General features: G+C 35.8%; 8 protein-coding genes. All 8 read right to left on the minus strand.

Features of this window, described 5'->3' with window-relative positions; genetic code table 11:
* Positions 1–25: 25 nt before the first annotated feature.
* The 8 genes from AC1DVP_RS13845 to AC1DVP_RS13880 all read right to left on the minus strand — a co-directional run bounded on the left by AC1DVP_RS13845 (position 26) and on the right by AC1DVP_RS13880 (position 13,284).
* Positions 26–2,113: an alpha-L-fucosidase gene (locus AC1DVP_RS13845; RefSeq protein ID WP_477184069.1), complete on the minus strand. Its 2,088-nt coding sequence runs from the start codon at positions 2,111–2,113 to the stop codon at positions 26–28.
* 4 nt (positions 2,114–2,117) lie between these two features.
* Positions 2,118–3,188 (minus strand): phosphatidylinositol-specific phospholipase C1-like protein, encoded by a 1,071-nt coding sequence (locus tag AC1DVP_RS13850; protein WP_477184070.1) that lies wholly within the window; start codon positions 3,186–3,188, stop codon positions 2,118–2,120.
* On the minus strand, positions 3,188–4,774 hold the full coding sequence (locus tag AC1DVP_RS13855) for a glycoside hydrolase family 28 protein (RefSeq protein WP_477184071.1): 1,587 nt from the start codon (positions 4,772–4,774) through the stop codon (positions 3,188–3,190). The genes AC1DVP_RS13850 and AC1DVP_RS13855 overlap by 1 nt, the downstream gene beginning before the upstream one ends.
* An 80-nt stretch (positions 4,775–4,854) precedes the next feature.
* Entirely contained in the window at positions 4,855–5,706 is an 852-nt protein-coding gene (locus tag AC1DVP_RS13860; RefSeq protein ID WP_477184072.1) for a DUF4861 family protein, read from the minus strand.
* Positions 5,707–5,790: 84 nt separating this feature from the next.
* On the minus strand, positions 5,791–7,584 hold the full coding sequence (locus AC1DVP_RS13865) for a hypothetical protein (protein ID WP_477184073.1): 1,794 nt from the start codon (positions 7,582–7,584) through the stop codon (positions 5,791–5,793).
* Between the two features lie 244 nt (positions 7,585–7,828).
* A complete protein-coding gene (locus tag AC1DVP_RS13870; protein WP_477184074.1) occupies positions 7,829–8,395 on the minus strand; it encodes a hypothetical protein in 567 nt (188 codons plus the stop codon).
* A gap of 7 nt (positions 8,396–8,402) precedes the next feature.
* Positions 8,403–10,676, minus strand: a complete 2,274-nt coding sequence (locus AC1DVP_RS13875) for a GH92 family glycosyl hydrolase (RefSeq protein ID WP_477184075.1) — start codon at positions 10,674–10,676, stop codon at positions 8,403–8,405.
* 283 nt (positions 10,677–10,959) lie between these two features.
* A complete protein-coding gene (locus AC1DVP_RS13880; RefSeq protein WP_477184076.1) occupies positions 10,960–13,284 on the minus strand; it encodes a GH92 family glycosyl hydrolase in 2,325 nt (774 codons plus the stop codon).
* Between the last annotated feature and the right edge of the window lie 219 nt (positions 13,285–13,503).

Consider the following 13,503-nt stretch of genomic DNA (forward strand, 5'->3'; position numbering starts at 1 on the left):
TTTTTCTAAAACTTCTTGATCAAAATTATTCAGTAACAACATCAATTTCTGAGTAACCAACACTATCATCACTCTGAGTGTTTTTCAATGCCCTAAACTTTATATAACGTGCTTTTACTAACTTAAAACTTTTATTTTGCCACAAAGGATTGTTGTTAATATTTGAAAATTCTCCCTCATTAACTAATTCCCATGTGTTATTATCCTGCGAAATATAGAATTTATAATTTGTAATAATACCTTTAGACCTCAAATTTTGGTCTGGCAGATATCTAAAACCAATTAATTTTTCTGCTTTGCCCAAATCAATCACCAAATCAACAGGCATCTTTTTATTTTTATCCTGAAACCAAACTGTACTTGATTTTCCATCAATAATTTTATAAGCTTCCTCATCATTAACATCCAGAATTTTCCAATTTTTCCTAGCTATATCAAATTTTTCTTCAATTACAGAGCTGCTTTTTCCAGTAATTGGGTTAAAAGCTATAGCCTTAACTTTTACTTTTCCATTCTCTGTTTTAATCTGCCCACTATATTTATTTGAATTCGGTGTAGGATCTTCACCATTCAGCGTATAATAAACTATAAATTTAGAGTCAGCTGGGATAATGCTTATATCTCCAGATTTTTCCCGAATTATTGTTGGAGGAATTAATATTTGGGGAGCATTATAAATTTCAATATTAGAAATAAGAGGATTACTTTTTGAATCTGTGATAGTAAAGCGAAGCTTTGTAGTCTCTACCGTCGGAAAACAAAGTATCCGTTTATAACCAATAGTAGTTTCCTTTGCCAATTCCTTCCATTCCCCTTTGACATAGGCTTCAACAGTAAAAGATTTCACTCGTTGTCCCAGACGAATATATTCCTGAACCAGAAAACGGTTGAAAGTGGTCGGCTTGTCGAAATATATAGTCAATGAGGCAGTATTAATGTTGTCATCCGTTCCCCAATAGGTTTCCTTATTATCATCTATTACATTAACTGCATCAAATTTTGCATTGTTCTCTTTAAAGTTTGAAACTTCAATTTTTACTTTTTTAGCAAGATTGAAAGCAAAAGCTTCCTTTTGTGCCTGAGCAAATTCTAAAGCTGTTTTTTCATCATTTTTATGAATTAAACCGTTTGGCATAACTGGAAAATTAAGCAGTAAAGTACCATTACGACCGACAGAATTATAATAGATTTCCATAAGCTCTGGTACTGTTTTTACTTTACTGTCCTCCCTTACATGGTAAAACCATTCTGGCCGAATGGAAGTATTAACTTCAGCAGGAACCCAAGAATCGCCGTCTTCTAAACCATAACTAAGCATATTTTCTGTGACTGCACCCGTACCATTTAGCAGACTCCAATTGGTTTTACCTACATAACCAGCTTCAGTTCCTACCCAGCGAAGATCTGCTCTGTCGCCATTATCATTCCAAATCACGATATTGGGCTGTAATTTACGAACAAGATCGTACGTATTTTTCCAATCATAATAAGTCTTACGGTCAATTTTACGAGTTTCATTTGCTCCGCCATAATATCCATCGCCACCATTTGCTCCATCAAACCAAACTTCGAAAATATCTCCATAATTGGTCAGAAGCTCTGTTAATTGATTTCGGAAATAAGTAATATATTCTGGTTTTCCATAATCCGGATGATTTCGATCCCATGGAGAAAGATATACTCCTAATTTCAAACCATATTCTTTACAAGCATCAGCCATTTCACGCATAATATCTCCCTTACCATTTTTCCAAGGGGAATTTTTTACAGAATACTCTGTATATTTTGATGGCCACAAACAAAAACCACTATGGTGTTTTGCAGTAAGTATAATCCCTTTCATTCCTGCCTCCTTACAGATTCGAACCCATTGTCTGCAATCTAAATTCGTTGGATTAAATATCTTTGGATCCTCATCTCCTTTTCCCCAAGACATATCTGTGTATGTATTTACAGATAAATGAATAAAACCGTAATATTCCATTTCCTGCCATTTCATTTGGTTTTCACTGGGAACGGGACCATAAGCCTCTGGTTTTTTTACTTGACTATAAGCCGAAACGATAAAACTTAAACAAAAGAGTAATCTAAAAAAGCTGGTTCTGTAATTCATTACATTATTTTTTTATTCGTTCAAAAGTATTGTTTTCAAAAGAAATCTTGAAATCCGATTTAAATAATTTGGATGGCAGATAATAATCGGTTGAAATGATTTGTGCCCCGGATACTTTGGCTTTTTCAAATGCGCTATAATCATTAGTTCTGGCCTGTTTGGTATCCGAATCTGCTCTGGTACGAACCATATAGCCTTTAGCTACTAATTCTTTAATATAGTCAAAATCCTTAATCGGGTCGTTTATGATCCGGAACGCTGCTTCGGGATTTCCTTCTTGGCTGTTGACAAATAAAATTCTGTTTTTTAGCGAAAAATGATTCTCTAAATACCGATTGATTTTTTCTTCTTTTTCATCTAATACAAAAAGAAAACGTCCTTTTACATCCTTCAGTTCAGGCCAGCCTTTTTTTAGAATTGCTTCTTCTAGTGTTTTAAAATTTCCTCTTACCAGATCTGGCGTAATTAGCTGACGCTTTGAAAAAACGCTTTTTATTTCTATATCAATACTATCCAAAGCTTTTGCTGTAAAGGGCAATGGCGTTCGTAATTTTTCGACAGCCTGATCTTTTGTATTCATCAAAATAAAAATGGGTGTGTGATTCGGGTGTTTATCAGACCATTTTTTTAAAGCCAATAAACCTTCTCTAAACAATAGATAATGACTTCTAAAATCAATATCCTGAATATGAAACATTTTTAAGCCTGGCTTTTTTAGTTTTTGTTCTTCATCAAAAGCTAGAGGTTCCTGTCCCATACTTTTCACAATTTCCAATCCTTTTGGATTCGAGTAATAGCCACCATGGGGATCATATAAAACATCCAATTCTAGATTTCGCAGTCCTAAATCCAGCTGCTGTTCCAAAGGAATGTGACTGTACTGCAGTGATTTTGCTCTTGAAGAATCCAGTTTAAACAAATAATTAAACAAAGGTTCTTCAATAGCGATTTTATAAGAGTTATGACTGCCGATAACCTGAATGTCATTAAGATGAGTACCATCATTTGTAAAACTGCAAATGATGGTACTTAAAATTAAAAGGATAGGGCAATACTTTCGAATGTTTACAATCATTACTTTTTCTTAATTTCTATTTTTTGTTCTAATAATTGATCTTCCAGAATTGATGAAATAACATTATTAAAGATAAGCTGTTTTTGTTTTTCTTTCGGAAGGTCTATGGCTTCCATTCTTAAATTTTGAATATCATCAAAAACAAAGGCAGGCCTAAAATCAGCATCCTCCAATGTTAGTTTGATGTTTTTCATACTTATTCCATTGGCATGTCTCACATAAAAACCATAAGCAGGCAATTCTCCAAACATAGAAAATTCAGGATAATCTTTTACTGCTTCCGGCACCTGATTCAATCGGCTTAACGGAATATACGCCATCCCTTTTGAGGCTCTTCCCGGATAATTTATTTCAATGTTTTCTAAAGTTACATTTTCGACTGCATAGCCTTCCAAACCAACTATTGAGGAAGGAAACGGATTATGGAAAAAATCAACTTCCGGTCCTCTTAAATCATAATTGCTATCCGGACGACCAAATGGCACTTGCACTTTTATGTTTTTGATACTTACATTTTTTATGCTTCCCGGTTTATCGCCAGTTCGCTGTCCTAAGCGTATAAAAATGGCATTGCCTGTATTTACGGCTTGTATGTTTGAAACATCTATGTTTTCTATAACCGCGCCATCAACAGATTCAATGGCAATTGCAGATCTAAATGTATCATAAACCTTAATATCTCTGATGGTCACATTTTTAAATCCACCAAAGGAAGCCGTTCCAAATTTTATCGCACTGGCACTGGACTTAATGGTACAATTCGCGATATAAACGGCTTCATTACAATATCCCGGATAGTACGATTTTAAACAAATACCATCATCGGCGGCATTTATATCGCAATTGACAACCTTAACATTCTTACAATCAGTAATATCTATTCCGTCGTTGTTCCAATACGAGCGGTTCACAATGGTAAGATTATCCAGTGTAAGATTTGTGCATAATTCAAAAGATAATCCCCAACAGGAGGCTTCTCCTGCCTTCAGTCCTTCGATTAAAACGTTATCACATTGCGAAAAACGAAATAATTTGGGTCTCATGGTTTCGTTTGGTCTGTTTCTGCGAAGACTGTATTTGGGATCTACAGCAATGCCGGCATGATGAAGACTGTCGATACTCAAAGCCAGTTTTAAGCCCTGACCATCGATTGTTCCTTTTCCTTTGAGTCCGATGTTATTTGCTTTATGCGCTAAAATTAAAGCCATTTGGGAGTTGTCATCGTTTTTTGGAGAAACAGGCCTTCCCTCAAAAACCATATTAAAATAATCTTTAGGATTTGCACTTCCCAACAATACCGATCCTTCCTCAAAATATAAAGTTACATTACTTTTCAAAATAATGCTTCCTGACAAAAAGATGCCTTTAGGAAAAACTACCACGCCTCCTTTATTTTTGAAAGCAGCATCAATTGCTTTTTGGATAGCTATAGTATTTAGCATTTTTCCATCTGCTTTTGAGCCATAATCAGTAATTAGAAACTCCTTTTGAGATTGAGTCCCTTTTTGCGCTTGGCACTTAAATCCAATTAAAAAATGGCTGACCAATAAGGTAATAAAAAACAGTTTTAGCTTAATTTTTGACATTTTATTCTTCTAGTATTTTACAATTCAAACAAAAAATATTAAACTAAAACTATTGCTAATTTGGTGTAAATTAAGTAACCTTACTTTTTTATGTAAGCTTCTAATTTATCCAAAGTGTTTAGTTCTTCTTCTCTTGCACTTGAGGATATAATTTTTGTTTCTAAAGATGCGGTTGGCTTAGATATTAGCAAATACTGAGTTCCGTCATCCGTATTTTTTACATAATCTTTAGGATTGTACTTTATTGCTGCTCCAATTCCTATAACTTCTGCGGCAACATCTTCAGGATGTTTTCCCCATACAGCGATATAATTAGCTCCTTTTTTAGTTTCAAAATCTTTAAAATAATTTACTCCAGTAACAAACTGCACTTTTTCTCCAGTTAAGCTAACCGCTTCCACTTTGGCTTCTCTTTTCCCTGAAAATACAGTTACACGAACCAGAATATCTACTTTTTTCCCTTTGTAAGGAACTCCTTTGGAAATCATTTCCATCCAAGAAGTTGTGGCCGTTTTTCCAACGCGGGCCAAACGGTTCGATACTGGATTCAGCGGTACCACTTTTTCCCCGTCCCAAAGGCGTATTCCTCCTAAACCTACAGTAGCACCAACTTTATAATAATCCGCTCCCCATCCTTGTTTTTGCTGTTCAGAGGTTGGATACCAATGTGCCTGTTTCAGCTCTAAGCCTGGTTTTGCTTTAGAATAAACATCGATAGCTGCTTTATCGCTAAAATAGATTCTCAAAGCCATCCATTCATTTTCAACTGCAGGTCCGTGATGCCCAATTGTTTGGTATAAATCTCCTGATTCTGAGCCTATATCGGTCAGGTAAGTTATTTTTTCAGATTTCATATACAAACTGGTGTCAGTATTATTTTGTCCAAAACAAATACAGCAAAACAGCAAAGCGGCAATAAATGATAATTTCATAATTTCAATTATTTATGGATTAATTTTAATTTTCGTAAAATTAAAACAACCTTTCAAAAATACATGAAGAATTCCTCGATATTATTAAGAAATTGTCATTTTATGATGAAAAGGCGTAAATCCTGTAATATAAACATGCTCGCCATTGGTGCGCAAACTGCCCTGATGATAGGTATATTCTTCACTGTCCAAATTTTCTATGTTCTGATGTTCGCATTTTCCTGGTCCAAATTGTATGGTGTCTCCTCCTGCTGAAAGCGCACTTAATCCGGATTTCAGAAAATAGTTCTTTTTTTCATCCATTATTGCTCCAGTAATACTGCTTCCTTCTTTAAAACACATTTCGATTGTCACTTCAACATTTGGAGGTCCGTCAACTTTAAAATCTAAATCCAGAGTTCCGTCATTTTCGGTAATTTCAATCACTGTGACTTGCTTTTTTACGTTGCTTTTTATTCGCGAATCAAAATCCATTTTATTCCAAAATCGACCGTCTGGTGATGGCGATAACTTGTAATCTCCGTCTGCTTTACGAAATTCTTCGGCAAGAGGCTGGTAATAGTCTCCTTCTTTGGTCTCCTTCAATATATATTTATTTCCTTCTTTTACAATACCATCGGCACTAAAATAGCCCAATCTAAAAAACGAAGTGGACAGGCGCATGTATTTTAGAATCGCTTCGCCCTTTCTATACATCAAAAAGTTGGGATTTGAGGATCTTCCCGAAACAACCATAATCGGTTTATCATTGCCTCCAAATAGTGTTACAGAAGTTTTCCCGCGTCTGATTCTTGCCAGATTTGAAACTGCAAAAAACTTTTCAAAATCATTTTCGGTCTTCCCTTCAACTGGAATTGGTTTTCGAAGCTCTTCATTTTCCATAAAAAAGACCAGCGAATCCGACAGTACATCATTGGTAAAACTTGGAAGATTTTCAATAACATTAACCATATATGCAAACATTGGATTATTGGTATGAATTGCCATATAACGGTATTGCAAATAAAATTTAACAACAGTCAGATTCATAAATTGATCCTGCCTTTTGGAATTGACAGTAATCAAATCTCCATTAGTTTCAGTATGATAATAATAGGTTGTCAGGTTTTTGCTGACTATCTCCAACAATTCTGGTTTATGCAGCAAACCTGCCATAGTAATTAATGCCTTGTCGATAACCGCAGAGTAAACACCGCTCCTTTCTGAATAATCTCCATCTTCATTAATATAAATACCTTCAGCAAGCCATTCATTAATTCTTCGAATATATCTGGCATCTGGATACAGGGAATTGATATTTGCCAAAGCTGCACAAATAACCCATCTGTGATTTGGAGTATGAACGCCACCAGTAATCATAGCTTCTCCTGCATTTACAATAAACTTTTTCAATTTGTCTCTCAGTATCTCTAAATCTTTTTGTTTTTCCTGATTTAAAACTGTTGCTACGGGACATATATATTCCAAAATAAAGGCTGTATCTGGAGGGGACTGCATATTCCCGCCTGCGTCTAATGTACCGTCAGGATATTGCTCTTTCAGCAAAACATCTATTGCCTGATTTAGTTTATCGGCCAAAACTTTGGACTTATAATATTCAGAACCTGAATTGGATATAGAAGCTGCCATAACTGCAATGGAACTTGCTATAGGACGAAAATTACGCATCCTTATAGTTGGCTCAATTGGAGCTTTATCCAATATGCTCTTCACTTTGGCATCATTATTCAAAATGAGTTTTTTCATTAATTGAATATCTTCTTTTGCCGTATTGCTGTTTAAAAAATCATTTGCAGAAACAATATCACTAACTAAAGCTCCCGCTAATGTCAGGCTTGATAGTCTGATAAATTCACCACGGCTCATTTGATGTTTCATATGTTGCTGTTTATTATTTTTGTGTAGTGGACTGGTAAAAAACTGCTAGTTATGTCTAGTGTCCCAATATTTTTTTTAAATCGATCAGCTCAACTAAGATTCCAATATCATTAAGTTAAGCTTTAATTAAGCCTCGCAAAGGCGCAAAGGCGCAAAGTTCGGATCTGGTTTCTTTGCGTCTTTGCGCCTTTGCGAGAACTAGATTTAAAAAAATCTTAGAAAGAAACTCTTAAATTATATCCAATTACTTATCAATTATTTTCACTAATGTCCAATTTATACCAAGCGGATTTTTAGTTATTTTACAGATTAAAGGAAAATCTGGATTTTTTACTATCCACATTTCGGTTTCATCAATCTGCGCTACCACATGCAAAGCATCAATTGATTTTCCGTCAATTGAAACACTGCTTTTATCCTTATTTTGATCTAAAACATAGGTGGTATTGTTATAAATGAACTTATCGTTTTTTAATAAATCCTGAAAGGCTGACCGCGAAATCATAAAAAATGTCTCGGTTGGTTTCAAGACTAAAACAGGAGAAGTTTCCCCTTGATTATAGCATAATGCATTTCCATTTTTCAATCCTTCCGGCATTGTTACGATACTGCTTTTTACATCTCTGGTAACCAAATCCAATACAAGTGTATCCGAAACCTTTTTGGCGGTTAGCGACAAAGTCCTTGTTTGACCATGAAGCTTACAGACATAATTCAATTCGGTTTTGTTTTTAATCGTGGGCATGTAGTCTTGCGCTTTCACTACTTGAAAAAGTGAACAAAAAACGATTGCTATAATTATATTTTTCATCTGCTGATTATTTTGTTGGCGGTAAAATAGTTGTTCCCCATGCCGAAGGTTTTGAATCCATTTCTAAAATCAATTCGCCTCCCTTAACGATATCTTCGTGTAAAATCCATGCTTGGTTATAAGGCTTTCCGTTTAATAAAGCCGATTTTACATACTTTTTAGTATCACTTAATTTTTTGGCCGTAATCTTAAAACTTTTACCCTCTTCCAGCAGCAAAGTCGTTTCTTTAATCAAAGGCGTATTCAGTAAATAATAAGGCTGACCCGCGTTTGGATACAAACCCATCATATGAAAAGCCAACCAGGATGACATCGCTCCCGAATCGTCATTACCCGGCAATCCTTCATGGGAAGTATTGAAATTCTCCTTAATGATTCCCCTGATTCTGTCACTGCTCAAATAAGGTTTTCCAATCCAGTGATACATTGTTGGCGCCAAAAAAGAAGGCTCGTTTGAGACATCATACAATTTAGTGTCAAAAAAGGTATCCAATCTGTTTTTAAAAGCCAAATCACCGCCCGATTTACGAACAACTTGGGGTAAGTCATGCGGGATACTTAAAGAATATTCCCAAGAAGTTCCCTCATAAAAAAACACGCACCAATGGCAAACATACCAAGGAGATTCAGTAATTACAGGAGTATATTTATACGTTGGCTTTTGAATTTTGGATTCTCCAAAAACAACATCATCCAGCCAATTGCCGGAGGCGTCTTTGGGCATTATAAAACCTGTGGCTCCATTATTTACATAATCTGCTCTCCATAAATTCTTCCAATTATCGGCTTGTTTCATATACCTTTCGTGAATATCCAAGCGATTCAATCCTTTGGCAACTGTTGCAATATTATAATCGTTGTAAGCATAATCTATCGTACGGTTTCCAGCGCGGTCAATGCCAAAAGGCACATAGCCCAAACGTAAATATTCCAATAATCCGCCACGGCCTTCCCGCTCTTCATTTCCCCCTGGAGGAGCTTCGGCATCCTTCAGCATCGCTTTTAATGCCAGCTCATAATCGATTCCTTTTAAGTTTTTCACAAAAGCATCAGCCAATACAACCTCGGCATTAGAACCGCCTTGGGTACGGCCATTGTCATTACCGCTTCTGCCTTCCGGCAAATAACCTTCTCGCTTGTATATATTCAATAAAGCATTGACAATTTCGACCTGACGCTTAGGATCGATTAGCGTAATCAAAGGGCTTGAAGTTCTAAAAGTATCCCAAATACAGTAAAAATCATCGTAATAAGGTTCGTCATTCGTCCACAAAGGATTTTCTCCTGTTCTATTTACAGGCGCCAGCATAGTGTGATACAAACCAGTGTAAAACATTTTTTTATATTCTATGGAAGTATCAGGCGACAGTTTAATACGGCTTAATAGCTGCTCCCATTTATTTTCCAAGGAAGATAAAACCGTATTAAAATCCCAGTGCGGAATTTCTGCTTCAATGTTATTTTTTGCTTTTAGCTCACTCAAAAAAGAGATTCCTATTTTAATGTTCAGTTCTTGTTTTCCTTCTTTGCCAAAAGAAACTAAAGCAGCCGTTTTTTTTCCTGAATCAAATTGCGCCGATTGATTGGCGTAAAATTTGCCGTCTTTCCAAGTAACATATTTCGCAATTGGCTGATCGAAAACAGCCCAAAAGTAAACAGTATAAGCACGGCCGTTATTCCATCCGCCATTAATCCTGCTGTATCCCCTAACTTCGGTATCTGAAACAATTTCTATTTGGGAACCAACAAATTGCTGGGCTTCTCTTGCGTAGGGTTCAGGATTTTCCCCCAAGAAAAAACCTGGGTCAATCTTTAACTCTTTGGTTGCGTTTTTAGGATAAGTAATTCGGTAAAAAGAAGTTTTCTCAGCTGTTGTTATTTCAGTCTTTATCTGATTTTCTTTGAAAACTGTTTCATAATAACCCAATTTTACATTTTCTTCAGCCCTATGTGCCGTTTGGTCTAATTTATCCAAAGCTCCAGAAAAAGGCATAATCTGGATATTTCCGTATTTAGGCCCACCGCCGGTTCCGCTAACATGAACCTGGCTGAATCCTGTTACTTCCGTTGGCAACGGCAGCCATCCACTATTAGGTCTTGCCGTACAATCCGGACTTGGTTTTATCATGCCATAAGGACAAGAAGGACCAATAAATACTCTGCCATCCCCTTCTGACCCAATCATGGGATCTACATAATTGTGCAGCTGATTTTGGGCATTACTCTTATTAATAAAGAATAGCGATATCGCTAACATTATAACCTTAGTACACATTTTCATTTGCATATTTTATTTCTTTGCAGTTTTTTACATCTATTAATTCCTTTGTCTAATTTTTTCTAAACACATAGAAACATAGAATTTATAGTATTTGAAAAAAGTCTGATTAGCAATTTTTCTTTTCACATAATAAATCTATGCAAAAAATAGTGGTATTTTCTATTCATTCTTTAATCATTAGCTATAAATCTATGTGACTATGTGATTCGTTTTTTATAAAACGAAAACTACACACTACAGGGGGAACCTATTGACAATTTTTTAATCAGCACATTAAAAACACTTACTGTTTTGGCTTATTTGACATTTCTAAAATTAATTTTCCTCCATTAGTAATATCCCTATGAGAAATACTGGAGTTCTCTACTGGTCTGCCATTGTAATCTATTTTATTAACATACACGTTTTCTGGACTATTACTGCTGGCTTCAATGACAAAATTTTTGCCTGAATAATACTTGGGGCTCAATTGAATGGTCACTTTATTAAATAGCGGGCTTCCTATCTGATATTGAGGATTTTCCTCCGTGCCGCCATTCATTTGAAACAAACCAATTTTGAACAATACGTTAAGGCTTCCCATTAAACCTTGGTCTTCATCTCCATTGTAACCCGTATCTGGAGCCAGCCCGCTAAAAGTTTCCTTAATCACATTTCTGGTCCAATACTGCGTTAAATCAGGCCTTCCTAACAGATTAAAAACAAAAGAAGTCTGTATTGACGGCTGATTCCCAAAATTTATCGGGATGCGGCTAAACTCAGGATGCAGTTCGGCATCGTGTGAAGTGCCAGAAGTAAATTTTAATTTTTGAGCAGTTTCAAATTGGCTGTTTAGTTTTTCAGCCGCTTTTTCTTTTCCTCCCATTAATGCCGCCAGACCATCAATATCATGTGGCACAAACCATGTTGACTGTGCGCCATTAGACTCTATAAACCCATTTTCATATTTATAAGGGTCGAAGTTTACAAGCCATTCTCCATTCACATTTTTAGGACGCATCCATCCTGCTGTTTTGTCAAAAATATTTTGGTAATTTTTAGATCGGGTCAAAAAATAGCTGTAATCCTCTTGATGATTTAATTTCTTGGCCAATTGCGCTAGCGTCCAGTCCTGATAGGCATACTCTAACGTTTGGCTCGCTCCGTCCTGATGGCTCCCAAAATTTCCTTCGGGAATTGGATAAGGAACAAAGCCTTTTTCCATATAATATTTTAATCCACCTCCGCTATCTGTATTATGTTCATATCCCGCTTTTCCCATAATGCCGTTTAGCATATGATTTTTTTTGAGTGCTGTATAAATGGATTCCAAATCATCTTTCACTATTCCTTTTTGGATAGCAGTAACAATAAAAGGTGTTGCTGAGGCTCCAGTCATGACATAAGTATCATTTCCTCCAGAAGGACCGCGGGGGATCATTCCTCCATCTTTGTAATACTGCATTAAGGAATTTACAAATTCCTCCATGATTTCGGGATAAACAAGCCCCCAAAGCGTATTGATTGTCCATTGGGCACCCCAAAAAGCATCGGAATTGTATTGATTAAATTTTGGTTTTCCGTCTGCATTGAGTGGCAATTGTCCAATTCTGAATTTTTCTCCCGTATTATCAGGATAGGCACCATTTGCATCACTAATTATTTTTCGCCCTTGCAAAGCGTGCCAAAGATCAGTGTAAAACCGTCTTTGATCTGTTTCTGTTCCGCCTTCAACCTTAATCCTGCCCAACAGATTATTCCATTCGTTTCTGGATTCTGAAACTACTTTGGTGAAATCCCAATGTGGCAATTCTTCTTGAATATTGATTGTGGCATTTTCAAGCGAGGTATAGGAAATCCCCACTTTCATCAATACTTTATTGTCTGATTTACCAAAACTGACCAAATAATTACCCGTAACGTCATCTTTCTCAACCGAAGCAATTGGCGTTTTGAACATAATTTTAAAAAATACCTTCAACGGTTTTGGTCTTCTAAAATTAGGGCTCATTACGAATGCGCCGGAAATTTCATAATCATTGTCTTTTACTAATATTCCATCTGTATTATTGCAAGGCCCTAAAACGGTATTCAGATTAAAAAGGATTGCTTTTTGCACATTTTCAGGAAATGTATATTTATGAAAACCTACTCTTTTGGTACTGGTCAGTTCCGAAGTAATTTGGTATCGATCCAATATCAGAGAATGGTATCCAGGTGTTATTTTTTCGGTGTCATGACTAAATTTAGAATAAAAATCTTTAAATATGCTTTTTTTAGCTTCGCTAATGTTGGTTACCGGCATTACCGAAAGCCCAGACATTTGCCATTCATGAATATGGCTAAAGCCTTTTACTGTATCACTGCTATATTTGTATCCGCAGCCCCAATCGCCATTAATTTCTGTATCTGGATTTAAATTCACCATACCAAACGGACGGCTTGCGGAAGAAAAGAAAAACCACCTTGAGTTTTCCGTATCAAGCAAAGGATACACCTTATCCACCAATTGTCCTTTTAATTGATCCTTTGGAAGAGAAGCTGTTTTTTCGGTTTTACACGATACTAGAAAAATAAGGGCAAAACTTATTCCTATTTTCCCAATTTTTAAAATTTTATTTAGTCTCATTTGTTCTATTTGTATTGACAGGACTATATATTTGTTTATGCTGCATTGCTTTTTGTCTGACAATTGGCCAATTCTAAAAAAATGTACATCGGAATGACTTTAGAAATATTATTTCCCATATCATTTTCAAAGAAACTAATTAGCAGAAATGATACAGAGCTTAATAAAGCTATCGTTATTCAGTACTTATAAATTGCATTCGATTATTTTCTATAATGC

The sequence above is a fragment of the Flavobacterium sp. P3_A6 genome, assembly GCF_056403035.1.